This is a genomic window from Streptomyces sp. 3211.6 (genome assembly GCF_003634815.1).
In the GTDB taxonomy this organism is placed as follows: Bacteria; Actinomycetota; Actinomycetes; order Streptomycetales; family Streptomycetaceae; genus Streptomyces; species Streptomyces katrae_A.
Genome location: NZ_RBXC01000001.1, coordinates 4557749 through 4582983, shown reverse-complemented (window position 1 = coordinate 4582983; position 25235 = coordinate 4557749). Strand labels below are relative to the sequence as shown.

Here is a 25235-nt window from a genome sequence, read left to right as displayed (position 1 = left end):
AACAGTGGTCAGCGCCGCTCCAGGCGGAACAGCCTGATCTCGCGCTCGATGCGCGCCTGGTACGTCGCGTACGGCGGCCAGAACTTCAGTACCGCCCGCCACGCCTCCGCCCGTTCGGCCCCTTCCAGCAGGCGGGCCCGTACCGCGATGTCCTGCCCCTGCCAGTTCACGTCCGCGTCCGGGTGCTTGAGCAGGTTCCCGGTCCAGGCCGGGTGGCCGGGGCGGCCGAAGTTGGACCCGATCAGCAGCCAGCTGGCGCCGCCGTCCTCCGGCATGCACGCGAGCGGGGTGGTGCGCGGCTCGCCGCTCTTCGCACCCTTGGCGGTGAGGATCACCCCGGGCAGCATACGGGCGCTGAGCAGCACCTTTCCGCCGGTCAGGCGGTGCACCGCCTTGTCCATGGCGGGGATGAAGTGCGGTGCGATCCGGGCGAAGAGGAGGGTCGAGGAGACCTTCTGTATGAGCTTGACGGGGAGGGTCGCACCGGGAGCCATCAGACGGCCGCCTTCTGTGGAGTCGCGGAGGGCGTTGCGGAGGGCGTCGCGGACCGGTCGGGTGCGGCGAAGAGGCCGGCCTGCTGCGCGGCGTGCCCGCGGAGCCGGTGGACCGGGCCGAAGAGCAGCTCGTCGGCAGCCGCCCGCTTGAAGTAGAGGTGGGCGTCGTGCTCCCAGGTGAAGCCGATGCCCCCGTGGAGCTGGATCGCCTCTCCGGCGGTGATCCGCAGGGCCTCCAGCGCCTGGGCGAGGGCGAGGGGGCCCTGTTCGGGGTCCCAGGCGGCGTAGTAGGCGGCCGAACGGGCGGCCTGGACCTGGACGTAGAGGTCGGCCAGGCGGTGCTTGACCGCCTGGAAGGAGCCGATGGAGCGGCCGAACTGCTCGCGCTGGCACACGTAGTCCACGGTGCGGGCCAGCGCCTGGCCCGCCGCGCCGACGGCCTCGGCGGCGAGGACGGTGGCGACGAGGAGTCCGGCGGCGGCCAGGGCGGGGAGCGGGTCGGTGCCGGTCCCGGTGTCGTGGGCGTCCTGGAACGGCGCGCCCAGCAATTCGGCTTTTACGTCGCGCAGTTCGATACGGCCCTGGGGGCGTGTCTCGTCGAGGGTGGCCTGCCGGGTTCGCACGAGGCCGGGCGCGTCCCCCCGGACGAGGAAGAGCAGGGTCCGGGCCCGGGCGAAGCCGCCGGTGTGCGCGGCGACCAGGAGCAGGCCGGCGCTGTGCCCGTCGAGGACCTGGGCGACCTCCCCGTAGAGCCGCCAGCCGTCGCCGTCGGCGCGCGCCTGCACCCCGCCCGCGCGGCCGCCGCCCGCCCAGTCTCCGGGGGCGTTGTCGCCGGTCAGGGCGAGGGCGGTGGCCAGGGCGGGCCCGGGCACGGCGAGCGCGGCGGTCAGCTCCCCGGACGCGAGCGCGGGCAGCAGGGCGGTGCGCTGGGTCTCGGCACCGAGGGCCCCGATCAGCGGGGCGGCCAGCGCGGCGGTGGCCAGCAGGGGCGAGGGCAGCAGCACGCGCCCCGTCTCCTCGCAGGCCAGCGCCAGGTCGGCGGGAGCGCAGCCGACGCCGCCGTACTCCTCGGCGATGGCGATGCCGGGCAGGCCGAGCTGCCGGGAGAGCTGCTGCCACAGCTCGCGGTCGTATCCGGCTTCGGTCCGGACGGCGGCCTTGACCTCGTCCGGGCCGCAGCGTTTGCCCAGGATCTCGCGCAGGGTGCGGCGCATCTCGTCCTGCTCCGCGGTGAAGGCGGCATCCATCGTCGGGCTCCTCCCCGTTTCTGACGGGCCGTCATGTTAGAGCGGCGGGGGCGAGATGCACAGGGGGCGGGGGGCGGGCTTTGGGGGTGGGGCCGGGGAGCGGTTGGGGGGGTCGGTGCGAGTGAATGGGGGTGGGTGGGGGTTTCATCTGACGCCATGTCAGATGTACCGTCCTCCCATGCCTGGACCCCTGTCCGCACCGCCCGTGTCCCCGTCCCTTCCCGCACCCCGCCGCCGGGTCGCGGTGGTCGGCGTCGCCCTGTCGGACTGCGGCCGGGTGGACGGCCCGACCCCGTACGCCCTGCACGCGCAGGCCGCCCGGCGGGCGCTGGCCGACTCCGGCCTGGACCGTTCCGTCATCGACGGCTTCGCCTCGGCCGGCCTCGGCGTCCTCGCGCCGGTGGAGGTGGCCGAGTACCTCGGCCTGCGGCCCACCTGGGTCGACTCGACGTCCGTCGGCGGCTCCACGTGGGAGGTCATGGCGGCCCACGCCGCCGACGCCATCGCCGCCGGCCACGCCAACGCCGTCCTGCTCGTCTACGGCTCGACGGCCCGCGCCGACATCAAGGCCCGGCGGCGTAGGTCGAACCTGTCGTTCGGGTCGCGCGGGCCGCTCCAGTTCGAGGTGCCGTACGGGCACACGCTGGTAGCCAAGTACGCGATGGCCGCGCGCCGCCACATGCACGAGTACGGCACGACGCTGGAGCAGCTCGCCTCGGTGGCCGTCCAGGCCCGGGCGAACGCCGCCACCAACCCGGACGCGATGTTCCGCGACCCGATCACCGTCGAGGACGTCCTCACGTCCGACCCGATCGCCGACCCCTTCACCAAACTGCACTGCTGCATCCGCTCCGACGGCGGCTGCGCGGTGCTCCTGGCGGCGGAGGAGTACGTTCCGGACAGCGCGAAGACCCCGGTCTGGGTGCTGGGCACGGGCACGTCCGTCTCGCACACCACGATGTCGGAGTGGGAGGACTTCACGGTCTCCCCCGCCGCCGTCTCGGGCCGCCAGGCCTTCGCCCGAGCGGGCCTCACCCCGGCGGACGTGGACCTCGCCGAGATCTACGACGCCTTCACGTACATGACCCTGGTGACGCTGGAGGACCTCGGCTTCTGCGCCAAGGGGGAGGGCGGCGCCTTCGTGGAGAAGGGCCGCCTGCTGCGGGACGGCGAACTCCCGGTCAACACCGACGGCGGCGGCCTCTCGGCCTGCCACCCGGGCATGCGTGGCCTCTTCCTCCTGGTGGAAGCCGTCCGCCAACTCCGCGGCGAGGCGGGCCCGGGCCGACAGGTCACGAAGCGCGGCGCCGGTGGTGGCGGTGGCCTGCCGGAGATAGCCCTGGCGTCGGGCACCGGCGGCTGGTTCTGCTCTTCGGGGACGGTGCTGCTGGGGCGGGGGTGAGGGCGGGGGTCCCTCAGCGGCCAGGCGGGGAGGTCGGGGGGCCGCCTCGCCGGGCGTCCGGGACCCCGTCGGCCTGGCACATGGGGGTGCGGGTCATGGACGAGGGGGTTCGCCGGCCGTGCGTGCCCTGAGCCAGGTGAGCAGGGTCGTGAAGGCCGGGGTCATGGTGGCGTCCGACTGTTCGAGGGTCGTCGTGCGCGGTCCGTCCTCCATCGTGATCGCGTAGCTCATCGCGTCCCGCGCGCGGTCGTCCGCGGCTGCTGCGGGAGCCGCTGCGGCGGCTGCGATCAGGCGGGTCAGTTCCGCTGCGGCGGAGGCGGGCAGGGTGGCCGTGTCCAGGACCTCCGGCGGGCGGCGGGTCGTCGCCGCCAGCCCGCCGAATGTCTCCAGCGTCACCTTCACCGGCTGCCCTTCAGCGCGGTCAGGTCCTTGGCCAGTCCCGTCACCTTGGCGTTCAGTTCCCCGAGCTGCCGGGACAGGGCTGCGATGCCGTCGTCGCGGCCCACGCGGCCGTTCCCGTCGACGGCGAAGACCCGGCCCTTCGGGACGCCGCTGATCTGGATCTCCACCCCCGCCCAGGCCGCCAGCACGGCCGCCTGCTCGGCGCTGCCGGCACCGAAGAGGTCCCCGGCCTTCTGGAAGGTGGTGTCCGCGAAGTCCTGGAAGCCGGCGTCGGCGGTCGAGGCCCTGAGCGAGTCGTACCAGATGTGTCCGGCGGCCTCCCACGCGAATCCGCCGATGCCCACTGCGGCCAGGAAGAACGCCTTGTTCGGGATGCCGGAGTTGAAGTGCACCCCGCCGGAGTCCCCTCTCGGCGTGTCGGGCAGATGGATGAACTTGCTCATGCGGTCGGGCTGGGGGTCCTTGCCAAACAGGGGATTGTTGTACGCCTGCCCCGGCTCCTTCAGCGATCGCAGGGCGTCACCGGCGATTCCCGGGGTCCATACGTCGGCGCCGATCTTCCAGTCCGCGTCCTCCGCCTTCTGCTTCAGCGACCACTGCTTGACCAGTGAACCGAATACGTCCGACATGGATTCGTTCAGGGCCCCGGACTGGTTGTGGTACTCGAGTCCGGCAGTGGTCTCGGTGACGCCGTGCGTGAGCTCGTGGGCGATCACGTCGAGGGAGCCGGTGAGGTTGCTGAACTCCTTCCCGTCCCCGTCGCCGAAGACCATCTGCTGCCCGTCCCAGAACGCGTTGTTGAACTGCACGTCGAAATGGACGTAGCCGTCCAGGCGCATGCCCTGGTCGTCGATCGAATTGCGCTGGAAGACCTCCCGGTAGAAGTCGCGCGTCAGGCCCAGTCCCTCGAAAGCCCGGTCCACCGCAGTGTCGGCGGACTCCGGTCCGTCTTCCGTCCTGACCAGAGTGGCGCGGCGCAGGGTCACCCCCTCGTCGCAGTCGAAGATGGTGCGCCGGCCGTCACCGGCGGTGGCGGCCGCGCCCGCGAGGGAGGCGCGGACCGTGCGTTCACCCCGCAGACGGGCGGTGGTCAGCATGGTGTCCAGGGCGGCCTGGCGGACGTCACCGTCCGGGCTCTCCAGGAGCTTTTCGAGGATGTACGGAGGGATGATGCAGTTGATCGGACGGGCCCTGCTCATGGGGCACCTCCTGCCCAAGAGGACCAACGGTTAAAGATTCATCATTTGACATTTCATCATTTGATGTGAGGGCGATCTCGGATCGCATGGCAGCGGTCGTTTCGCGTCGATATCACCAGTCTTGCTCCGCCACCAGTCGCCAGCAACCGCCGGGCGAAGTGCGCCTGCGCCCCTGCGCGCGCCGCACGACGGGCAGCTGCTCACCGGGGCGCGGCCTGGCACCCGGCGGCACGTCAACCCCCTTTCCGGCTAAGGTTTTTGACGCCCGCGCGAGCGCGCGGTTACGTTCGGCCCATGGATCTCTTGCGCTACGTGGCCTTCAGCACCGACCCTCTCGGCGGGAATCCGGCGGGTGTGGTGCTGGACGCCACCGGCATGGACGAGGCGACGATGGCCGCCACGGCGGCGGACGTCGGCTATTCGGAGACGGCGTTCGTGGTGCCCCGGCAGGACGGGGAGCTCGACATCCGCTACTTCAGCCCGCAGGCCGAGGTGCCGTTCTGCGGGCACGCCACGATCGCCACCGCCGTCGCCCACGCCCAGCGGTACGGCGTGGGCAGGCTGGTGCTGCACACCCAGGCGGGCCCGGTGCCGGTGACCACCTCGACGGGGCCGGACGGGGCGGTGGTCGCCACCCTGGTGAGCGTGGCGCCGCGCACGGCGGAGATCCCGGAGGCCGACCTGGCGGAGCTGCTGGCCGCGCTGCGCTGGTCGGCGGCCGACCTGGATCCGGCGCTGCCGCCGCGGGCGGCGTACGCGGGGGCCTGGCATCCGGTGATCGCGGCGGGGAGCCGGGAGCGGCTGTCGGACCTGGACTACGACATGGCGGCGCTGGCCGCGCTGATGGCCCGCCGGGACTGGACGACGGTCGCCCTGGTCCGGCGCGAGTCGCCGACGGTCTTCCACACCCGCAACGCCTTCCCGCCGGGCGGGGTCGTCGAGGACCCGGCGACGGGTGCGGCCTCCGCCGCCCTGGGCGGGTACCTGAGGAGCCTTGGCCTGGTGGAGGTGCCGGCGGTGCTCACCGTCCACCAGGGCGTGGACATGGGCCGGCCGAGCCTGATCACGGTGGGCGTGCCGGCGGACCCGGCGGCGGGCATCGAGGTGACGGGCACGGCCGTCCCGATCGCCTGACGGGGCGGGGGGATGCGGGCCACGGGGCAGCCCTTAGTGGTCAACGCTCGAAGTCCTTCGGGGGTTGACGCGAGGAGAGGGCTTGTGGCGAGACCGGCGCGGGTGGTCGTGGGGTGCGGCTGTTGAGCAGGCCGCCAGCAGGGTCGGGCCCGAGGACGGCGGGTTCACAAAGAAAAGGTGACGGCGAGCCAGAAGGACGACAGTCTGGATAACCACAGCCGGATCAGCGCCCCCGCCGATACTGCTCGCCGGGCCAAGTCACCGGTCGTGCAGTGAGGGGTGTCGTTGACGAGTGTGTCAACGACACCCCGATGGCCCAGACGGCGAGCATGCGTCAGCCGAGCGTGTACTCCAAGACGTAGGAGTGGCTGCCATCCTCGGACTGGATGATCTCGAAGTCACCCGTGATCCCCGCGAGGTCACCGGAGCCCGTTCCGTGGACCACGCGGATCGCGAGCCGCTCACCATGGCTGCCGGGCGCGCTGTGCTGGAGGACGAAGGAACCGTTGCGGCCGTCGAGTTCGCCCGTGAATCGCTCCATGGCGACATAGGCAGCGGGACTGCCCTCGATGTCGGCCACCGACAGCATGCTCACCGTACTGGTGCCAGCCAGGCCGCCGTGGAAGGTCTTGGTGATCCGCACTCGGCCAAGCGCGGCACCCGGGCCTTCGTCGAGCACCTCCGGCTCGAATGATGTGAGGTCGAACGTTCCGCCGGTCTTCGTGCTCATTCCGCGCCCCTCGAATCTTGATCGTCTGTATCGCGCAGCAGCCTTGCACACGGCACTGACGCTCCCGCACTCGACCGTCGAGAGCCCGGCTCAGTGCTTCCGGCAGAGGGCCGACACGGCGTCGACGTCCATCCGCGCGTCGACGGGGACTGGTCGAGGACGGAATCGGGGTCGCGGTAGTTCTCCCCGGAAGTTACTCGGGGGTGGTGCTTTGGGCGTTGGCGTGCCGTCGCAGGATACGGGGACGGGTGCAGCGTGGTACCGGCCCGTTCCCGTCGCCCTCGAAGGATCGGCCGACTTCATCCCGTGCCCCTCGCCCCCGCCGTGCCCGTCGCGCTGACCGCCTCTGAGCGCCACCGGCTGAAGAAGATGGCCTACGGTCACAAGACCCCGCATCAGGCCCGACAGCGGGCAACCATCGTGCTGCTGGCGGCCCGGGGGCACTCCAACGCCCGGATAGCCGCGCAGACGCGGATGCACGTGGACACAGTGCGCACGTGGCGGGGCCGGTTCGCAGCCGGTGGCCTGCCCGCCCTCGCCGACCGTAAGCGGTCCGGCCGGCCGGTCTCGTTCACCGCGCTGCAGGTTGCCGAGGTCAAGGCGCTGGCCTGCCAGCTACCCGCCGAGACCGGCGCGCCTCTGTCGCGCTGGTCGTGTCCGGAGCTGGCCCGTGAGGTGGTTGCTCGGTCCATCGCCGACTCGATCTCCCCCTCCACCGTGCGGCGCTGGCTCAAGGACGACGCGCTCAAGCCCTGGCAGTACCGGTCCTGGGTCTTCGTGCGCGACCCGGATTTCCGGCCCAAGGCCGCGCGCGTGATGGACCTGTACGTCCGCACCTTCGACGGCGTCCCGCTGGGCGAGGACGAGTATGTGATCTCCGCGGACGAGAAGACCTCAATTCAAGCGCGCTGCCGCTGCCACCCGACCCTGGCACCAGGGCAAGCCCGAACGATGCGCGTCAACCACGAATACGACCGCGGCGGCGCACTGGCCTACCTGGCCGCCTACGGCGTCCATCGCGCGAAGGTCTTCGGCCGCTGCGAATCGAAGACCGGCATCGTGCCCTTCATGAACCTGGTCGAGCAGGTCATGACCACCGAACCCTACGCCAGCGCGAAACGCGTCTTCTGGATCGTCGACAACGGCTCCTCTCACCGGGGGAAGAAGGCCATCGACCGTCTGACCACGGCGTTTCCGAACGCTGTAATGGTCCACACCCCCGTCCACGCCTCCTGGACGAACCAGATCGAGATCTTCTTCTCGATCGTCCAGCGCAAGGTCGTCTCACCCAACAACTTCCCGGACCTGACCCAGGTCCGGGACCGGCTCCGAGCCTTCGAAGACCGCTACAACGCCATGGCACAGCCGTTCCAGTGGAGGTTCACCACCTCCGACCTAGACGATCTGCTGGCCAGACTCGACCGATACACACCCGCCGACCGACAAGAAGAATCCTCCGTCGCCCTGGCAGCCTGATCAACCCCCGAAGGATTTCGAGAGTTGACCACTTAGCCTGGCGGGATGACGGGTGACTCCGAGTTCCACGAGGTCCTGCACTCCCTGCGCGTCTGGGACACCGCCCTGCCCTCCTTCGACCCGGCTTCGGCGCCCGCGGAGCCCCTGGAGCTGTTCCGGGAGTGGTTCGTGCACGCCGCGCGGGCCGGGCAGGTGGAGCCGCACACGATGAGCCTGGCGACGGCGGACGCCGACGGGCGGCCCGACGTGCGGATCGTGATGCTGCACGAGGCGGATGCGCGGGGCTGGCACTTCGCCTCGCACGCCACCAGCGCCAAGGGGCGCCAGCTGGCCGGGAGGCCGGAGGCGGCGCTGGTCTTCTACTGGCCCGCGGTGGGGCGGCAGGTCCGCGTGCGGGGCCGGGTGAGCGCGTGCGGGGAGCGGGAGAGCCGGGCGGACCTGGCGGTCCGCTCGCGCGGTGCGCTGGCGGCGGCGCTGACGGGCCGGCAGAGCGAGGTGCTGGGCTCCGCGGAGGAGCTGGCGCGGGCCTCGGCGGCGGCCTGGGAGCGGGCGGCCGCGGAGCCCGACGCCCCGGCGCCGACGTGGACCCGTTACGTACTGGAGCCGTCCGAGGCGGAGTTCTTCCAGGGCGACGCCGCCCGCCGCCACGTCCGCCTGCGCTACCGCCGCACCGGTCCGGACGCCTGGGCCCGCGAGCTGCTCTGGCCGTGAGCCCGCCCGGACCGCCGCTTCAGGGACGGAACACCGCGACCCACACCCCGTCGGCGGCCTCACGGAAGGTGACCCGCAGCGGCATGCCGATGCGGAGCTCCCCCTCCGGGCAGTCGACGACCTCGGTCATCATCCGGGGTCCCTCCGCCAGGTCCACGACGGCGGCCGTGTACGGGACGCGTTCGCCGAACGGCGGCAGGTCGTTGCGGTGGATCACCGACCAGGTGTAGAGGGTCGCGCGGCCGCTCGCCTCCTCCCAGGCCACCCGGTCCTCGCCCGCCCAGCAGAAGGGGCAGAACTCGCGCGGGTAGTGGTGGGCGCGCCCGCAGTCGGCGCAGCGCCGCAGCAGCAGCCGGCCCCCGGCGGCGGCGTCCCAGTAGGGGCGGGTGAACTCGTCGGCCTCGGGGAGGTCGTACCGTGCGGCGCTCACAGGAACAGTCCGATCGCGGCGTCGAGGGACCAGGTCTGCCAGGCCATGGCGAAGAACGCGACGCCCGAGATCAGCGCCATCATCGCGTTCTGCCCCTGCTCAGCCCAGTCGTGGATCATCAGCACCAGGTAGAGCAGGTTCAGCAGCAGCCCGCCGGCCAGGGCGACGGGGGTCAGGAACCCGAGCACCAGACCCAGGCCCAGGGCGAGCTCCGCGTAGACGACGAGGTACGCCATCAGCCGCGGGCGCGGCTGGACGACCGAGGCGAAGCCGCTCTGGACGAAGGACCACCGGTGCTTGCCGGCGACGTCGGCGGCCCAGGCTATGCCGGTGCCGCGCTCGAACCAGCCCTTCTTGTCCTTGTGCCGCCAGCTCTCCAGCCACCACAGGCCGAGGCCTATGCGCAGCACGGCGAGCCATTCGGCCCCGCTGAGCCAGATGGTCTGCATGGACCGCCACCCCTCCACTTGATCTGACGGTACGTCAGTTCAGCGGATCGGCGCCGATCCCGCAAGGCCTCAGGCGACCTCCGTGAACAGCCGCCCGTACCCCTCGACCCCGTCCGCCCCCGCACCCGCCGCGCGCAGGGCGGACCACAGCAGGACCTGGTTCGCGGTCAGCACCGGGCGGCCCAGGGTGGCCTCCAGGGCCTCGATCACGCCGACCGCGCGCAAACCGTTCCCGCCGATCACGACCGCCTCGGCCGCGTCCCCCACCTCGTCGGCCACCCAGTCGTGCAGCGCCTGCGGGGTGACCTGCGCCTGCCCGCCCGGCAGTCCGCAGGGGGCTGCGTACGGGACCTCGAAGCCGGCCTCCTCGTAGTAGCCGCGGCCGAGCTCGTTCAGCGTCTCGTCGAACCACGGCGGGTCCACCAGCGCGATCCGCCCCACCCCCAGGGCGCGCAGCGCCTCGACCGCGGCCGCACAGGTGGCCACCACCGGCAGGCCGTGGGCGCGCTCGCGCAGCCGGGCCAGCATGTACGCCTCCCCGCGCGCCCCGATCACGTACGAGGAGCTGGTGAAGGCGAACGCGACCACCGCCACCGGCGCGTCCGCCAGCAGCCCGGCCGCCTCGTCCAGCCGCGGGGGCTCGGCGAAGGCCCGTACGGGCGCCAGCGGGATCGTCTCCTCCATCGCACCGCCGCGCCCCATCGCCCCGAACGGCACCCGCGCGAAGTGTAGGCCGACACCGGCCGGGGCCATGGCGCGCAGCTCCGACTCGGGGCCGACGTCGGCGTGAGGGGTGAGGACACCGAGCCGGACGCGTACGTCCCACCCGTCGGGCTGCCACATCGCACACTCCTCTCCACTACCGAGACGCCCCACTTTGGCAGGGTTCGCCCCTCTCTGCGGCCGAGCCGCGCCGGGCCCGGCGCGACCGGCGCCCGCCCCCGTGACCGATCCGCAATCGATTCCCTCCTCGACCGAGACCCATCAACCCTCTGTGTCGATACGCTCACTCCTCATGCCCGCGCCCGCACCGGACCTGACCAGCACCCAGCCCCGCCCCGTGTACGTGATCGGCGCGGGCCCCGGCGGCCTCGCCGTCGCCGCCGCGCTGCGCGCCCGCGGGGTGCGCGCGGTGGTCGTGGAGCGGTCGGACGCGGTCGCCACCTCCTGGCGGGGCCACTACGAGCGGCTGCGGCTGCACACCACCCGCCGGCTGTCGGCCCTGCCGGGCCTGAAGATGCCGCGCCGCTTCGGCCGCTGGGTGGCCCGGGCCGACGTGGTCCGGTACCTGGAGAAGTACGCCCAGCACCACGAGCTGGAGCTGGTCACCGGCGTCGAGGTCACCCGGATCGAACGCGCCGCCGACGGGCGGGGCTGGACCCTGCACGCCTCGGGCGGCCGGCTCCTCGCGGCCGGGGCGGTGGTCGTGGCCACCGGCTTCAACCACACCCCGCACCTGCCGGACTGGCCGGGCGCGGCCACCTACACCGGGCGGCTGCTGCACGCCTGCGGCTACCGCGAGCCCTCCCCGTACGCGGGACGGGACGTGCTGGTCGTCGGCGTCGGCAACACCGGCGCCGAGATAGCCGTGGACCTCGCCGAGGGCGGGGCGGCCCGGGTGCGGCTGGCGGTGCGCACCGCCCCGCACATCGTGCGCCGCTCCACGCTGGGCTGGCCCGCGCAGCGCACGGGGATCCTCGTCCGCCGGCTCCCGGTGCGGCTCGTGGACCGGCTCGGGGCGCTGGTGGCGAAGGTCTCGATCCCCGACCTGTCGGCGCACGGGCTCCCGCGCCCGGCGCCGGACCTGTACAGCAGGGCCCGGCAGGGGGCGATCCCGGTCCAGGACGTGGGCCTGATCGACGCGGTGCGCACCGGCCGGGTGGAGCCCGTGGCCGCCGTGGCCTCCTTCGACGGCGACCGCGTACGCCTCGCCGACGGCACGGAGATCACTCCGGACACGGTGATCGCCGCGACGGGCTACCGGCGGGGCCTCGAAGCCCTGGTGGGCCACCTGGACGTCCTGGACGACCGGGGCCGCCCCCGCGTCCACGGCCCCCGCACCGCCCCCCAGGCCCCCGGCCTGTACTTCACCGGCTACACGAACCCCGTCAGCGGCATGTTCCGCGAACTGGCCCGCGACGCCCGCCGCATCTCCAGGGCCCTCGCCCGCTAGGACCTAGGCCGGTTCCGGTCTGGACTGCGCCCGAACACCTCTGCCACGGTTCGGGCACACCACCTCCACGACCTTTCCTGCGCATCCCTGTTCCTGACGGCACGTCAGTTCAGTAATCTGACTAGACGTCAGCTACCGACGACTCCATCGAGGTTCATCGAGCAGGGCGGGCGAAGCGATGCTTGGATCTACTCACGGCACCCTCACCACCGACTTCCGCGCACGGGTCGAGGCCTGCGGGGAGACCCCCAGGACGGCCGTCCACTCCACGACGGCACCGGCCGCCGGGGACACGGCCGAACGGGACGTCAGCGGCCGGCCCCTGCACTCCGACGTACCCGACCTGGACCGGTTCTTCCGGCCGGAGTCGGTGGCCGTCATCGGCGCCTCCGACACCGAGGGCCGGCCCAACACCGGCATCACCCGGCAGCTGATCGCCTGGGCCGACCGCGTCGGCGCCCGCGTCCACCCCGTGCACCCCACCCGGACCGCCGTCTTCGGGCTGCCCTGCCACGCCTCCGTCGCCGAGCTGCCCGAACAGGTCGACCTCGCGGTCCTCCTCGTCGCCGACCCGGTCCCGGTCATCGAGGAACTCGCCGACACCAAGGTCAAGTTCGCGGTCGCCTTCGCCTCCGGATTCGCCGAGACCGGCGAGAGCGGCGCCGCCGCCCAGGCCCGGCTGACCGCCGCCGTCCAGCGCTCGGGACTGCGCCTGCTGGGCCCCAACACCAACCTCAACGCCTTCGAGAGGTTCCGCGACGACCTCGAAGGCCCGGCCATCGCCCTGATCACCCAGTCCGGCCACCAGGGCCGCCCCGTCTACACCCTCCAGGAACTGGGCATCCGCCTCTCCCACTGGGCCCCGACGGGCAACGAGGCCGACCTGGAGACCGCCGACTTCATCTCCTACTTCGCCGAACGGCCCGAGGTCGGGGCCATCGCCTGCTACGTCGAGGGCCTCAAGGACGGCCGCTCCTTCCTCCTCGCCGCCGACCGGGCCGCCCGCAACCGGGTCCCCGTCGTCGCCGTGAAGGTCGGCCGCACCGAGACGGGCGCCCGCATGGCCGCCTCCCACACCGGCAAGCTGACCGGCGCCGACACCGTCGTGGACGCCGCCATGCGCCAGTTCGGGGTCATCCGCGTCGACGGCCTCGACGAACTCCAGGACACCGCCGCCCTCCTCGCCCGGGCCAGGCCCCCGCAGGCCGAGGGGGTCGTCGTCTACTCCATCTCCGGCGGCACCGGCGCCCACTTCTCTGACCTCGCCACCGAAGCCGGGCTGACCCTGCCCACCCTCTCGGACGCCAAACAGGCCGAGCTCCACCAGTGGATCCCCCCGTACCTCAACGTCGCCAACCCGGTCGACAACGGCGGCCACCCCGTCGGCGACTGGCGCGGCCGCAAGATCATCGACGCCCTCCTCGCGGACCCCTCGGTCGGCGTCCTGATCTGCCCCATCACCGGCCCCTTCCCCCCGATGAGCGACAAGCTCGCCCAGGACCTGGCCGACGCCGCCGAAGCCACCGACAAGCTGGTCTGCGTCATCTGGGGCTCCCCCGTCGGCACCGAGGAGGCCTACCGCGCCACCCTCCTCGGCTCCTCCCGCGTGGCCACGTTCCGCACCTTCGGCAACTGCATCACCGCCGTCCGCGCCTACCTCGGCCACCACCGCTTCACGGCCTCCTACCGCTCCCCCTTCGACGACGCCCCCCGCACCCCCTCCCCCTCCTACCGCAAGGCCCAGGCCCTGATGCGCCCGGGCCAGCAGCTCAGCGAACACGCCGCCAAGCAGCTCCTGCGCGCCTACGGCATCCGCGTCCCGCGCGAGCAGCTGGTCACCAGCGCGGCGGCCGCCGTCCGCGCGGCGGGCCTGGTCGGCTACCCGGTCGTCATGAAGGCCTCGGGCCCCCAGCTGGCCCACAAGACGGAACTCGGCCTGGTCAAGGTCGGCCTCACCTCGGCGAGCCAGATCCGCGACGCCTACCGCGAGCTGACGGACATCGCCCGCTACGAGAACATCCCGCTGGACGGGATCCTGGTCTGCCAGATGGTCGAACGCGGCGTCGAAATGGTCGTCGGCGTCACCCAGGACCCCCTCTTCGGCCCCACCGTCACCGTGGGCCTGGGCGGCGTCCTGGTGGAGGTCCTGAACGACGCCGCGGTCCGCGTACCCCCCTTCGGGGAGGACCAGGCCCGCACGATGCTCCGCGAACTGCGCGGCGCGGCCCTGCTGGACGGCGTACGGGGGGCTCCGCCGGCGGACGTGGACGCGCTGGTGGAGGTGGTCCTCCGCGTCCAGCGGATGGCCCTCGAACTGGGCGACGAGCTGTCGGAGCTGGACATCAACCCGCTGATGGTCCTCCCCCGCGGCCAGGGGGCGGTAGCCCTGGACGCCCTGGCCATCTGCCGCTAGCCGGTGGCACACCCCGGTCCGATGTCCCCCCCACCCACCCTTGCCCCGTCCCCCGGGGCTCCGCCCAGCTGGGAGGGCCCCCAACCAGCCGGATGGCGCGACGACGACCGCAGCAGCGGACGCACCCGACCAGGGCGGCAGCCGCAGATCCGGACGCACCCGGCCGGGGGCGGGGACGGGGTGGGGTGTCGTCCGGGGCTAAAACGAGATGACTTCGGCGCCCTGGGGAGCCAGGCATCTCTGACCCGGCTCGGAGCGCCGAACATCGAAGCCCGCCCCGGACGGCACCCCACCCCGGCACCGACCCCGGCCACCCCCGACCCCGCACGCCCCGACCCCGCCCAGCCCCGCACGCCCCGACCCCGCACGCCCCGGCCACCCCCGGCCCCGCACGCCCCGGCCCCGCCCAGCCCCCGCAACCGCCCGGCCAGGGCAACCGCACCGACCCCGCCCCGCAGCCCCGCCCCCGGGGCAGCGCCCGACCCCGCCGACGGAGACCCATGACCCCCGACACCCCCTCGGACGAGATCCGGCACCGCTTCGAGAGCGGCGTCTCCTGGATCACCCTCAACCGCCCCGACGCCATGAACGCCCTCACCTGGGACCAGCGCGAACGCGTCATCGCCCTGCTCGCCGACGCCTCCGCCGACACCGCCACCCGGGCGGTCGTCCTCACCGCCACCGGCAAGGGCTTCTGCGCCGGCGCCGACCTCCGCAGCGGCCCCGCATCCGCCGCCGCCACCGACCGTGTCGCCGGCGACGTGGCCCGCATGATCCGCCTGGGGGCCCAGCGCCTCGTCACCGCGGTCCTCGACTGCGAGAAACCCGTCATCGCCGCCGTCAACGGCACCGCCGCCGGCATCGGCGCCCACCTCGCCCTCGCCTGCGACCTCGTCATCGCCGCCGAACCGGCCCGCTTCATCGAGGTGTTCGTCCGCCGCGGCCTCGTCCCCGACGGCGCCGGCGCGTACCTGCTCCCCCGCCTCCTCGGCCCCCAGAAGGCCAAGGAGCTGATGTTCTTCGGCGACGCCGTCCCCGCCGCGGAGGCCGCCCGCCTCGGCCTCGTCAACAAGGTGGTCCCGGCCGACGAGCTGGAGGCGGCCGCCCGGGAGTGGGCCGAGCGCCTCGCCCAGGGCCCCACCCGCGCCCTCGCGCTCACGAAGCAGCTGGTCAACGCCTCCCTGGACAGCGACCGCGCAACGGCACTCGCCGCCGAGGCCACCGCCCAGGAGCTCAACATGACCACCGCCGACGCCAACGAGGGCGTGGCCAGCTTCGTGGAACGCCGCACCCCGAAATACCGAGGCCGCTAGGGCCAACGCCCCACCCACCCCGGGGCCCCACCCCCGGGCCCCCACCCCCGGGCCGCACGACACGGCCCGGGCTCCCCCGCCCCCACCCCCTACATCCGCGGATCCGGCCTCAGCACCGCGAACACCGCCCCCGCCGGGTCCGCCGCCCAGGCGATCCGCCCGACGTCCGGCACGTTCGCCGGCGGCATCAGCACCGCACCCCCGGCCCCCTCGACCGCCGCCACGGTCGCATCCGCGTCCGCCACGTGGAAGTACGGCACCCAGCGCGGCAGGATGTTCGACGCCCCGCCAGCCCCCTCCCCCTGCGGCGCGACCCCGCCGAAGGAGGTCTGCTGCTGGTCGCCGTCTGCCAGGCTCAGCACCCGGTACGTCATCCCCGGCGTCTCCATCTCCGCCGACCGCCACCCGAACACCCGGCCGTAGAAGCCGAGCGCCGCCTCCGGGTCCGGCACGTGCAGCTCCACCCACACCAGGCTGTTCTCGGCGGAGGCCACCTCCAGCCCGCCCGTCTTCCCGGGCTGCCAGCAGGCGAACCGCGCACCCTGCGGGTCGGTGAACTGGGCCAGCCAGCCCTCCCCCATCACGTCCATCGGCGCCACCCGCACCTCCCCGCCCGCGCGCTGCACGGCGTCGGCGGTGACCCGGATGTCGTCGCTCTGGAAGTACACGGTCCACGCCGAGTCCGCCCCCTCCTCCGTCAGGGGGCCGAGCGCGGCCACGGTCCTGCCGCCCTGCTGGAAGAACCCGTAGCCGCCCGCCTCGGGCCCGGCGGAGACGAAGTCCCAGCCGAAGACCGCCCGGTAGAAGGCGGCGGCCGCGCCGGTGTCGGGGCTGCCGAGGTCGAGCCAGTTGGGCGATCCGGTACGGAAGTCGGTGCCGAGCATCAGGTCCTCCACAGGTAGGCGCCACGCAGTCGCTCGCCACCATGCCCACCCCCCACCCCCCTCGCGGCGTACCGGCCGCCATGCCCGCCCGGATTCACCCGTTCGGCGCCACCCGCCACCCGCTACCCCCTTCCCGACCCTTCCAGACCCGTCCCGCCCCTTCTCATCTGATGACCCGTCAGGTTCAATCGAAGGGTGATGGGACACGCAGGGATGGCGGCCACCGTCGTCCGATACCTCAGGTCAGCCGGCTCCCCCACCTCCACGGCCCGGGAGCCCGTCCCCGCGCACGTCGACGCCCTCCCGCGCCCCGACCTGCGGGCCGTCGGCGAGGACGAGCGCGCGCCCGTCAGCCCCGCCGAATTCCGTGCCGTACTGGGCAACTTCGCGAGCGGGGTCACGATCATCACCGCGCCGCCCGCCGAGGGCGAGGAGGGCCCGGCCGGCTTCGCCTGCCAGTCCTTCGCCTCGCTCTCCCTCGACCCGCCCCTGGTCACCTTCATGGTGGCCCGTACGTCGACCACCTGGCCGCGCATCGCCCGCGCCGGGGTGTTCTGCGTCAACATCCTCGGCGCCGGACAGGGCGAGCTCTGCCGCGCCTTCGCCGTCAGCGGTGCCGACAAGTTCGCCGGCGTCTCCCACCGGCCCGCCCCGGCCACCGGCTCCCCGCAGCTCGACGACGTGCCGGCGTGGATCGACTGCCGGATCCACGCCGTCCACACCGGCGGGGACCACCTCATCGTCGTCGGCCGCGTCGAGGCCATGGGCGCGGAGGGCGAGGGCGCCCCCCTCCTCTTCCACAAGGGCCGCTTCGGTCGCCTGGCCGACTGACTCCCCCCGCCCGCCCACCCGTTATCCTGCCGGTCTCGAACGGGCGGGGGGCCATGAAGAGGACGTACGAACACGCGCGCACCGGGTGGACGACCACCACGGGATGGCTGATGCTGGCGAGCGCCCTGGGCGCGGTCGTCTGCAGCCTGGCCGGGGTGAGCCCGTACCCGCCCCTGACCGTCGAGATCGCCCTCGCCGGCGCCTCCACCGCCTTCGCCGTCTGCTGGGCCGTGGCCTCGTACCTGGCCGGCCGCAGACCGCCGAAGGTGTCACTGACCAAGGCCCCGCCGACCCCCGCACCGCGCCGCCAGGGCCGCGTGCTGCGCTACCTGCTCTCCTTCGGCGTCCCGTTCGCCACCGCGGCCGCGCTCGTCGTCGCCGCCACCGGTTCCAGCGAGGACGGCAAGCGCACCGAGCGCCTGGAGCGGGCCGGGTACGACCTCCACCGGGCCGAGATCGTCCGGCTGACCGGCGAGCCGGACCACACCGCTGCGACCGACGACCGCGACGGCTACTACGAGACGGACGTGGTCCTGCGCGTCCCCTACGACGACGGGCCCCGCGAGGTCCCCGTGAAGGCCGTCTACACGAAGGACGCTCCTGCACCGGGCTCGGCCGTGGACGTGTACTTCGCCCCCGCCCACCCCGAGGTCGGCGTCGGCACCCGCTCCGTCTTCCGCCGCTCGGCGCCACTGCTCACAGTAGGCCTCTGCGCTCTCCTCGGCCCCTGGTTGATCATCGCGGGCGCCTCTGTGAAATCGGAGCTGTCCCGGGCTGCCCTGCGGCGGCTCCGCCGCTTCGAGCCCGCCACCCACCTGCCCGCGCTCGCCATCCTGCTCCTCGGCGTCCTCGCTCTGCTGCCGGTGGCTCTGGAGACCGAGGTCGCGGGTTTCAGCCGCCTGTGGACCGTCCTCGCCGTCCCGGCCCCGGTCCTCGCCCTCCTGTGGGTGGCCCGGCGCGCGTGACGCGAGCCGGGCCACCGGGCCGCCACCGCCCGTCAGAACGTGAGCACCCCCCGCGCCACCCGCCCGTGGTGGGCGTCGTCCGCCGCCTTCGCGAAGTCCTCCACCGGGTAGACCTCCGTCACCAGCTCGTCCAGCAGCAGCTCCCCCCGCCGGTACAGCTCGGCGTAGAGCGCGATGTCACGCTGCGGGCGTGAGGATCCGTACCGGCAGCCCATGATCGTCTTGTCCAGGTACATCGAGGAGACCAGGAACGACGCCTCCTCCTTGAACCCCGGCACCCCCAGCAGCACCGCCTGCCCGTGCCGGTCCAGGAGGTCGATCGCCTGCCGGATCAGCTTCACGCTGCCCACGCACTCGAAGGCGTGGTCGGCGCCCGTCGGCAGGATCTCGCGGACGGCCGCCGAGGTGTCGGCGAGGGACCCGGCCGCCGACGCGTCCACGAAGTGCGTGGCCCCGAACTGCCGCGCGACCGCCTCCTTCGCCGGGTTCGCGTCCACCGCGACGATCACCGAAGCCCCCGCGATCCGGGCGCCCTGGATCACGTTCAGCCCGATCCCGCCGGTCCCGATGACCACGACGGTCTCCCCGAGCCCCACCTTCGCCCGGTTCAGCACCGCCCCCACCCCGGTGAGCACCCCGCAGCCGATCAGCGCGGCCGAGGTCAGCGGGACGTCCTCGGGGATCTTCACCGCCTGTACGGCCTTGACCAGGGTCCGTTCCGCGAAGGCCGAGTTCGACGCGAACTGGAACAGCGGCTGCCCGCCCCGCGAGAACGGCCGGCCGGGCATCCCGATCGCCCTGCGGCACATCGTCGGCCGGCCCCGGTCGCAGTCCGCGCAGGCCCCGCAGTTGGCGAGGGTGGACAGGGACACGTGGTCACCCGGCGCCACGTGCGTCACACCCGGCCCCACCGCCTCGACCACCCCCGCCCCCTCGTGCCCCAGCACCACCGGCGGCGGGAAGGGGATCGTCCCGTCGATCACCGACAGGTCGCTGTGGCACAGCCCGGCAGCGGCGATCGCGACCAGCACCTCCCCCGGCCCCGGATCCCGTACCTCCAGGTCCCCGACCACCTGGGCCTGCTTGCCGTCGAACACGACGCCCCTCATCTGGGCTCCTTAGGCAGGCCGAGCACCCGCTCGGCGATGATGTTCCGCTGGATCTCGTCCGAGCCGCCGTAGATCGTGTCGGCCCGGGTGAACAGGAACAGGCGCTGCTCCTCGTCGAGCCCGAGTTCGTACGGGACCCCGCTCGCCCAGAGCCCCGGCCCGGCCGTGGCCCGCGCACCCCGGACGGCCACCGCCAGCTCCCCGAGCCGCCGGTGCCAGCCGCCCCACAGCAGCTTGGCCACGCTGGGCGCCCCGGCGTCCCCGGCCTCCCCGAGGGTGCGCAGGGCGTTCCACCGCATGGTGCGCAGCTCGGCCCACTGCCGTACGAGGCGTTCGCGCAGCACCGGGTCGGGCGCACCCGAAGCCGCGTACGCCTTGACCACGCGTTCCAGTTCCGCCGCGAAGCCGATCTGCTGGACGAGGGTGGAGACCCCGCGTTCCAGGGCGAGCAGCCCCATGGCCACCGTCCAGCCGTTGCCCTCGCCGCCGACGACCTCCTCCGCCACGGCCCCGTCGAAGAAGACCTCGTTGAACTCGGCCGTCCCCGACATCTGCCGGATCGGCCGGACCTCGACCCGTCCGGGCTGGTCCATCCGCACGAGGAGGAAGGACAGGCCGTGGTGGCGGCGCGAGCCGGCCTCGGTGCGGGCGAGGACGAAGCACCAGTCGGCCTCGCGGGCGAGGGAGGTCCAGATCTTCTGGCCGGTGACGCGCAGCCGCCCGTCCGCCGGGTCCCGGACGGCGGCGGTGCGCAGTCCGGCGAGGTCGGAGCCGGCGTCGGGTTCGCTGTAGCCCTGGCACCACAGTTCCTCGCCGCGGGCGATCGCGGGCAGGAAGCGGTCCTGCTGCTCCCGGGTGCCGTAGGCGAGGAGGGTGGGGGCGAGAAGGTTCTCGCCGATGTGGCCGACCCGGGCGGGGGCGCGCGCCGCGGCGTACTCCTCGGCCCACACCACCTGCTCGGTGAGGGAGAGCCGACGGCGGCCGTAGGCGCCGGCCGGGGCGTCCCAGCCAGTGCCGATCCAGCCGCCTCGGCCGAGTTCGCGTTCCCAGTCGCGCCGGGCCCCGACGCCCTCGTGTTCGCTGCCGGGGCCGCCGAGGCCGATGGCCTGCTCGTACGGGCCGACGAGGTGGTCGGTGAGCCAGGCGCGGGCGCGGCCGCGCAGCTCCTCGGCTTCGGCGCCGAAACTGAAGTCCACGCCCCACCCTCCCCTTCTACGCGTTCGGGCGGTCCTTGGCGGCGGCCGCCTTGGCCATGGCTTCGAGCTGGGCGAGCATCGGCATCGGGTCGGTGCCGACGGTGCCGGGGAGGAAGTCGGCGATCTTCTCGGGGGTCCAGGCCCCTTCGGCATACCCGGCGCGCAGTTCGCGGGGCTGGGCCCAGACGGCGATCTTCGGTCCGGCGATCGTGTAGACCTGCCCGGTGATGCCCTCGGCCTTGGCGCGGTCGCTGAGCAGGTAGGTCACGAGCGCGGCGACGTCCTCGGGCTCGCCGATCTCCTTGAGCTCCATGGGCACGTTGGCGGACATCCGGGTGCGGGCGACGGGGGCGACGGCGTTGGCGGTGACCCCGTACTTGTTGAGGCCGAGGGCGGCGCTGCGGACGAGGGAGATGATCCCGCCCTTGGCGGCGCTGTAGTTGGCCTGGGCGACGGAGCCGGCGTGGTTGCCGCTGGTGAAGCCGATGAGGGTGCCGGAGCCCTGGCGCCGCATGACGGCGGAGGCGGCGCGGAACACGGTGAAGGTGCCCTTCAGGTGGGTGGCGACGACGGGGTCCCACTCCTCCTCGGACATGTTGAAGAGCATCCGCTCGCGCAGGATGCCCGCGACGCACACCACCCCGTCGAGGCGCCCGTACTGGGCGAGGGCGGTGTCGACGATGCGCTGGCCGCCCGCCATGGTGGAGATGTCGTCGGCGACGGCGACGGCCTCGCCCCCGGCCGCGAGGATGTCCTTCACCACCTCCTCCGCCACCTCACTGGTGGGCGCGTTCCCCTCGATCCCGACGCCGTAGTCGTTGACGACGACCTTGGCGCCCTCGGCGGCGGCGGCGAGCGCCACGGCCCGGCCGATGCCCCGGCCGGCGCCGGTGACGGCCACGGCCTTGCCTGCCAAGAAGTTCCCCACGTCCGGCCCCTTCCCGCTTTTTCTGACGGTCCGTTAGATTCTATGACCAGTCAGATCCCTTCCCACAAGCCCCTGTTCGTTCAAGGAGTAGATGGCGGCCATGACCCTGCCCCCCGAGTTCCACGAGATCGCCAAGCGCGTCAACAACTGGGGACGCTGGGGAGCCGACGACGAGATCGGCACCCTGAACCTGATCACCGAGGAGGTCGTACGGGCGGCGGCGTCGGAGATCCGCACGGGCCGCCGCGTCCCGCTGGCCCTGCCCCTCAAGGAGGACGGGGTGCAGGCGGGGATGATCCCGGGCCGGATCAACCCCCTCCACACGATGGTCCAGATCAACCAGGAGCTCTTCGGCCCGGGCACGGTGGCCTGCAGCGACGACGCCGTGACGATGGGCCTCCAGGCGGCCACCCACTGGGACGCCCTCACCCACGTCTCCCACTCGGGCCGCATCTACAACGGCCGCCCGGCGACCACGATCACCGCGCACACCCGGGCCCAGTTCAGCGGCATCGACAAGGCCACGCCGATCGTCTCGCGCGGGGTCCTCCTGGACGTGGCCCGCGCCAAGGGCCTGGACCGCCTCCCCGGCGACCACGCGGTCACCCCGGAGGACCTGGCGGAGGCGGAGGAGTTCGGTGGGGTGAGCGTCCACGCGGGCGACATCGTCCTGGTCCGCACGGGCCAGATCCAGGCCTACCTGGCGGGCGACAAACACGGCTACGGCTTCCCGTCCCCGGGCCTGTCCGTCCGCACCCCGGAGTGGTTCCACGCCCGCGACGTGGCGGCCGTCGCGAACGACACCCTGACCTTCGAGATCTTCCCGCCGGAGATCGAGAACCTGTGGCTCCCGGTGCACGCGCTGCACCTCGTGGAGATGGGCATGCACCAGGGCCAGAACTGGAACCTCGAACCACTGTCCACAGCCTGTGCGGAAGCCGGCCGCTACACCTTCCTCCTCTCCGCCATGCCGGAACCCTTCACGGGCGGCACGGGCACACCGGTCGCCCCGGTGGCGGTGCTGTAGCCGGTCAGCCCCCGCAGCCCCCGCAGGCTCCTCCGCACTGCCGGGAGGGCTGGTCGTCGTCGGCCCAGGCGACGGCCTCACCGTTGCCGGGCTCGTCGGCGAAGAACGCGATGGCCGGCATCAGCAGGAGGGGCACCAGGGCGAGCCCGGCGATCCCCCAGCTGGTGAGCGCCTCCTGGACGCCCTGCAGGTCCGAATCCATCACGATCCAGCCCAGCACCACCCATATCCCCACACCCACCACCGAACCGACCGACAGCCACCGATCCGCCCTGTTCATACCCCACCCCCGTCGCCCACCTGTTCGACGATGTGCCCCCGCCGCGGCGACGGAACACATGCCTCCGTCAACCTCACCCGGGGACGAGACTGAACCACACCACCTTCACGGAGCCCCCCTGCGCCACCGCCGCCCAGTCATCGGCACAGGCGGCCACGAGCGCCAACCCCCGCCCACAGGTGGCGAACACCCCGAGCCCACCACCCTGCGGCCAGTGCTCGGGGGCGCAGTCGGAGACGTAAACGGTCACCCGGTCCCGAGCCAGGGCGACCTCGACGGCGATCTCGGCCGTATCGGTGTGCCGGTAGGCGTTGGTCACCACCTCGGACGCACAGAGCCGCGCCCGCTCCTCCAGCCCGGCATACCCGGCACTCCGCAACACGGACACCACCCAGTCCCGGGCGATGCGAGGGGTATCGGCCCGACTCGGCGCGACCATCCGATAGCTGAGCCCGACCCCGGGGGCGGGCTCGTCGGCATGCCGTAAAGCGCTCGTGTTCATCGTGGTTCACTCCCAACGCGGTACGAGTTTCGCGCTGCCTGCGCCATGCGTGGCATCGGCCGCCCCCAGGTGACGCGCGCCCCAAGGCGCGTGTCAGCGGCTGCACTTCGGTCTTACTGGCGTGCGACGCGGTGCAAGCACTGACTGTAGCGACTTCGTCACACAGTTTCTACGAAGTCAGTAATACGTAGGCGACAGGTGGACCCTGATCCCGACCAGAGGCCAAGATGAGAGCCGACAGGAGGGGGCGCCGATGCCGCCAAGGAAAGCTCCAACCGCTCGGCAGCGCCGACTGGGTAGCGAGCTCCGCAAGATCCGGGAACACGCCGGCATCTCGATGACCGACGCCGCATCCCGACTGAGTACCGACCGGACCAACATGAGCAACGTCGAAAGCGGCCGCTTCGGCGTCAGTAGCGAGCGCGTGCGTACCTGGGCGAGGCACTACGGCTGCCCCGACCTGGAGTACGTGGAAGCCCTCGCAGCCATGGCCGACGAGCGCGGCCGGGGGTGGTGGGACGACTACCGCGACGAACTCCCGGCCAGCTTGCTCGACCTGTGCGAACTGGAGCACCACGCCCAGGCACTCCGCAGCGTGCAGATCATGCACATGCCCGGGCTGCTACAGACTGAGGACTACGCTCGCGCCGTGTTCGAGGAAGCAGTTCCTCCAATGACGCCGACGGACCTGCGACGCCACCTTTCACTCCGCATGCGACGCCGTGACGTACTCGACCGTAAAGACACGCTCAGCTGCAGTTTCCTGATCCACGAAGCCGGCCTGCGAATGAACTTCGGCGGCCGCCACGTGACCTCTCACCAGCTCAAGTACCTACTTGACCAGTCCGAGCGGGAGAACGTCACCGTCCGTGTGATCCCCTTCGAAGCCGGAGGCTTCCCCAACGCTGGGGGTCCGACTCTGTATGCGTACGGCCCGGTGCCCCAGCTGGACACCGTCCAGACCGACATTCCGACGGGCTCCGTGCTGCTCGACGCCGAGACTCGGCTCGCCAACTATCGGGCGGTGCTCGATCGGACGGAGCAGCGGTCGTACACCCCTGAACGGTCTCGCGATTTCATCCGCGAGATGGCGCAACAACTGTGAAGGCGTGAAAACAGTGGAAATCATCTGGCGCAAGTCCTCCAGGTCCGCCGATACGGGCAACTGCCTGGAGGTCGCGATACAGGACGGCGAGGTCCTTATCCGCGAGAGCGACAACCCGGCCGTGATCATCCGGACCTCCCGAGCCAAGCTCAGGGCGTTCATCGACGGAGCCGCCGCAGGCGAGTTTGACGACCTCGCCTGAGCCCGACACCTTCCCCGGCCTCCTGCCCTCCACGGGCAGGAGGCCGGACCCCATAGCGGCCCCGTACAACGGGTTGGCATATGCCGTATCACCCGTACGACGTCAAACAGTTGATACGGGTCCGCAGCGCGCGCTAGCGTCACATCACGCCGCCCGGGTCGGCCTGTGGCGGCATAACTCTCCCTTGCTCTGCGCCAGTTCGGGAGAGTCACCGGTTGCCCCCTCCCCGCTGCTCGTCACAGCCTGGAGGGGGCAACTCTCCGCGACGGCAGGAGACCGGCACATGACCACGGCCACGCCCACCCCCCAGGACCACACGGTGGCGATCCGGACCGGCTACTGGTTCGAGGCCCTGTGCCACCACGACGCCTACGACGGTCCCCCCGAACTCCTCGACCGCACCATGCTGGACACCCCCGAGGAGGCGATCCGCCTGATCCGGCTCCAGATCCGCACCGCCCACCCCTTCGCCCTCTCCCCCACGGAGGTGGACCGGGCCCTCGCCTGGGCCGACGGCGGCGGCCGCATCCAGGCCCTCGCCGCCCTCCACCGCCGCGAAACCGCCGGCTTCAGCATCGTCCTCCGCGACGGCCTCCGCCCCGAATGACGCGTCCGCCCGGTCGACTACCTCTC

27 protein-coding genes are annotated in these 25235 nt (G+C 72.5%); 13 read left to right on the top strand and 14 right to left on the bottom strand.

Annotation, left to right across the window (positions count from 1 at the left end):
• Window positions 1-8 precede the first annotated feature (8 nt).
• Both BX286_RS21250 and BX286_RS21245 read right to left on the bottom strand, forming a co-directional pair.
• Window positions 9-494, bottom strand: coding sequence for a nitroreductase family deazaflavin-dependent oxidoreductase (locus BX286_RS21250; protein WP_121015990.1), 486 nt, complete (start codon window positions 492-494; stop codon window positions 9-11).
• Window positions 494-1741, bottom strand: coding sequence for an acyl-CoA dehydrogenase family protein (locus BX286_RS21245; protein ID WP_121015987.1), 1248 nt, complete (start codon window positions 1739-1741; stop codon window positions 494-496). Before BX286_RS21245 ends, BX286_RS21250 begins: the two co-directional genes overlap by 1 nt.
• 178 nt (window positions 1742-1919) lie before the next feature.
• Between BX286_RS21245 and BX286_RS21240 the strand changes: the two genes are divergently transcribed.
• Complete coding sequence (locus tag BX286_RS21240; protein ID WP_121015916.1) at window positions 1920-3143, top strand: thiolase C-terminal domain-containing protein; 1224 nt, start codon at window positions 1920-1922, stop codon at window positions 3141-3143.
• Window positions 3144-3236: 93 nt separating this feature from the next.
• Here the strand turns inward: BX286_RS21240 and BX286_RS21235 are convergent, their stop codons facing one another.
• Window positions 3237-3539, bottom strand: a complete 303-nt coding sequence (locus BX286_RS21235; RefSeq protein WP_261993488.1) for a protealysin inhibitor emfourin — start codon at window positions 3537-3539, stop codon at window positions 3237-3239.
• Window positions 3540-3541: 2 nt separating this feature from the next.
• Window positions 3542-4744, bottom strand: a complete 1203-nt coding sequence (locus BX286_RS21230) for a M4 family metallopeptidase (protein ID WP_079429176.1) — start codon at window positions 4742-4744, stop codon at window positions 3542-3544.
• 294 nt (window positions 4745-5038) lie between these two features.
• On the opposite strand from BX286_RS21230, the gene BX286_RS21225 reads away from it, so the two are divergent.
• On the top strand, window positions 5039-5878 hold the full coding sequence (locus tag BX286_RS21225; protein ID WP_121015910.1) for a PhzF family phenazine biosynthesis protein: 840 nt from the start codon (window positions 5039-5041) through the stop codon (window positions 5876-5878).
• A gap of 334 nt (window positions 5879-6212) precedes the next feature.
• Here the strand turns inward: BX286_RS21225 and BX286_RS21220 are convergent, their stop codons facing one another.
• Complete coding sequence (locus BX286_RS21220) at window positions 6213-6608, bottom strand: DUF3224 domain-containing protein (protein WP_121015907.1); 396 nt, start codon at window positions 6606-6608, stop codon at window positions 6213-6215.
• A gap of 324 nt (window positions 6609-6932) precedes the next feature.
• Between BX286_RS21220 and BX286_RS21215 the strand changes: the two genes are divergently transcribed.
• Together BX286_RS21215 and BX286_RS21210 are read left to right on the top strand one after the other, a co-directional pair.
• Window positions 6933-8084: an IS630 family transposase gene (locus tag BX286_RS21215; protein WP_261993487.1), complete on the top strand. Its 1152-nt coding sequence runs from the start codon at window positions 6933-6935 to the stop codon at window positions 8082-8084.
• 45 nt (window positions 8085-8129) lie between these two features.
• Entirely contained in the window at window positions 8130-8795 is a 666-nt protein-coding gene (locus tag BX286_RS21210; RefSeq protein ID WP_100863140.1) for a pyridoxal 5'-phosphate synthase, read from the top strand.
• Between the two features lie 19 nt (window positions 8796-8814).
• On the opposite strand, the gene BX286_RS21205 is transcribed toward BX286_RS21210, so the two are convergent.
• The 3 genes from BX286_RS21205 to BX286_RS21195 form a co-directional block, all read right to left on the bottom strand.
• Entirely contained in the window at window positions 8815-9225 is a 411-nt protein-coding gene (locus BX286_RS21205) for a Zn-ribbon domain-containing OB-fold protein (protein ID WP_079429173.1), read from the bottom strand.
• The gene (locus BX286_RS21200) at window positions 9222-9674 is read right to left on the bottom strand and encodes a DoxX family membrane protein (protein WP_121015904.1); all 453 of its coding nucleotides are present in this window, start codon (window positions 9672-9674) and stop codon (window positions 9222-9224) included. The genes BX286_RS21205 and BX286_RS21200 overlap by 4 nt, the downstream gene beginning before the upstream one ends.
• Before the next feature lie 69 nt (window positions 9675-9743).
• Entirely contained in the window at window positions 9744-10517 is a 774-nt protein-coding gene (locus BX286_RS21195) for an aspartate/glutamate racemase family protein (protein WP_121015902.1), read from the bottom strand.
• 172 nt (window positions 10518-10689) lie between these two features.
• On the opposite strand from BX286_RS21195, the gene BX286_RS21190 reads away from it, so the two are divergent.
• The 3 genes from BX286_RS21190 to BX286_RS21180 all read left to right on the top strand — a co-directional run bounded on the left by BX286_RS21190 (window position 10690) and on the right by BX286_RS21180 (window position 15573).
• Window positions 10690-11847: an NAD(P)/FAD-dependent oxidoreductase gene (locus BX286_RS21190; protein ID WP_121015899.1), complete on the top strand. Its 1158-nt coding sequence runs from the start codon at window positions 10690-10692 to the stop codon at window positions 11845-11847.
• Between the two features lie 178 nt (window positions 11848-12025).
• Window positions 12026-14260 carry an acetate--CoA ligase family protein gene (locus tag BX286_RS21185; protein ID WP_100863144.1) on the top strand — a complete coding sequence of 745 codons (2235 nt, stop codon included), beginning with the start codon at window positions 12026-12028 and terminating at the stop codon, window positions 14258-14260.
• 500 nt (window positions 14261-14760) lie between these two features.
• Complete coding sequence (locus BX286_RS21180; protein WP_121015896.1) at window positions 14761-15573, top strand: enoyl-CoA hydratase/isomerase family protein; 813 nt, start codon at window positions 14761-14763, stop codon at window positions 15571-15573.
• Between the two features lie 89 nt (window positions 15574-15662).
• Here the strand turns inward: BX286_RS21180 and BX286_RS21175 are convergent, their stop codons facing one another.
• On the bottom strand, window positions 15663-16457 hold the full coding sequence (locus BX286_RS21175) for a VOC family protein (protein WP_121017709.1): 795 nt from the start codon (window positions 16455-16457) through the stop codon (window positions 15663-15665).
• A 213-nt stretch (window positions 16458-16670) separates the two neighbouring features.
• On the opposite strand from BX286_RS21175, the gene BX286_RS21170 reads away from it, so the two are divergent.
• Together BX286_RS21170 and BX286_RS21165 are read left to right on the top strand one after the other, a co-directional pair.
• Window positions 16671-17288, top strand: coding sequence for a flavin reductase family protein (locus BX286_RS21170; protein WP_121015893.1), 618 nt, complete (start codon window positions 16671-16673; stop codon window positions 17286-17288).
• 53 nt (window positions 17289-17341) lie between these two features.
• A complete protein-coding gene (locus tag BX286_RS21165) occupies window positions 17342-18253 on the top strand; it encodes a DUF3592 domain-containing protein (RefSeq protein ID WP_079429167.1) in 912 nt (303 codons plus the stop codon).
• A gap of 32 nt (window positions 18254-18285) precedes the next feature.
• Here the strand turns inward: BX286_RS21165 and BX286_RS21160 are convergent, their stop codons facing one another.
• From BX286_RS21160 to BX286_RS21150, 3 genes are read right to left on the bottom strand one after another with little or no spacing between them, the layout of a single operon-like run.
• Window positions 18286-19362 (bottom strand): Zn-dependent alcohol dehydrogenase, encoded by a 1077-nt coding sequence (locus BX286_RS21160; RefSeq protein WP_079429166.1) that lies wholly within the window; start codon window positions 19360-19362, stop codon window positions 18286-18288.
• Window positions 19359-20558 (bottom strand): acyl-CoA dehydrogenase family protein, encoded by a 1200-nt coding sequence (locus BX286_RS21155; protein ID WP_121015891.1) that lies wholly within the window; start codon window positions 20556-20558, stop codon window positions 19359-19361. Before BX286_RS21155 ends, BX286_RS21160 begins: the two co-directional genes overlap by 4 nt.
• A 16-nt stretch (window positions 20559-20574) precedes the next feature.
• Window positions 20575-21486, bottom strand: a complete 912-nt coding sequence (locus BX286_RS21150) for an SDR family oxidoreductase (RefSeq protein WP_121015888.1) — start codon at window positions 21484-21486, stop codon at window positions 20575-20577.
• 100 nt (window positions 21487-21586) lie between these two features.
• Here BX286_RS21150 and BX286_RS21145 point away from each other — a divergent pair, with 100 nt between their 5' ends.
• Window positions 21587-22513: a cyclase family protein gene (locus BX286_RS21145; RefSeq protein WP_079431882.1), complete on the top strand. Its 927-nt coding sequence runs from the start codon at window positions 21587-21589 to the stop codon at window positions 22511-22513.
• A 4-nt stretch (window positions 22514-22517) separates the two neighbouring features.
• Here the strand turns inward: BX286_RS21145 and BX286_RS21140 are convergent, their stop codons facing one another.
• Window positions 22518-22793 carry a hypothetical protein gene (locus tag BX286_RS21140; RefSeq protein ID WP_148710286.1) on the bottom strand — a complete coding sequence of 92 codons (276 nt, stop codon included), beginning with the start codon at window positions 22791-22793 and terminating at the stop codon, window positions 22518-22520.
• 73 nt (window positions 22794-22866) lie between these two features.
• Window positions 22867-23295, bottom strand: a complete 429-nt coding sequence (locus BX286_RS21135) for an ATP-binding protein (protein WP_121015882.1) — start codon at window positions 23293-23295, stop codon at window positions 22867-22869.
• A 253-nt stretch (window positions 23296-23548) separates the two neighbouring features.
• Between BX286_RS21135 and BX286_RS21130 the strand changes: the two genes are divergently transcribed.
• The 3 genes from BX286_RS21130 to BX286_RS21120 all read left to right on the top strand — a co-directional run bounded on the left by BX286_RS21130 (window position 23549) and on the right by BX286_RS21120 (window position 25209).
• Window positions 23549-24400 (top strand): Scr1 family TA system antitoxin-like transcriptional regulator, encoded by an 852-nt coding sequence (locus BX286_RS21130; protein ID WP_079429161.1) that lies wholly within the window; start codon window positions 23549-23551, stop codon window positions 24398-24400.
• 13 nt (window positions 24401-24413) lie between these two features.
• Entirely contained in the window at window positions 24414-24602 is a 189-nt protein-coding gene (locus tag BX286_RS21125) for a DUF397 domain-containing protein (protein ID WP_167747651.1), read from the top strand.
• Window positions 24603-24885: 283 nt separating this feature from the next.
• Window positions 24886-25209 carry a hypothetical protein gene (locus tag BX286_RS21120; RefSeq protein WP_121015879.1) on the top strand — a complete coding sequence of 108 codons (324 nt, stop codon included), beginning with the start codon at window positions 24886-24888 and terminating at the stop codon, window positions 25207-25209.
• Window positions 25210-25235: the final 26 nt, after the last annotated feature.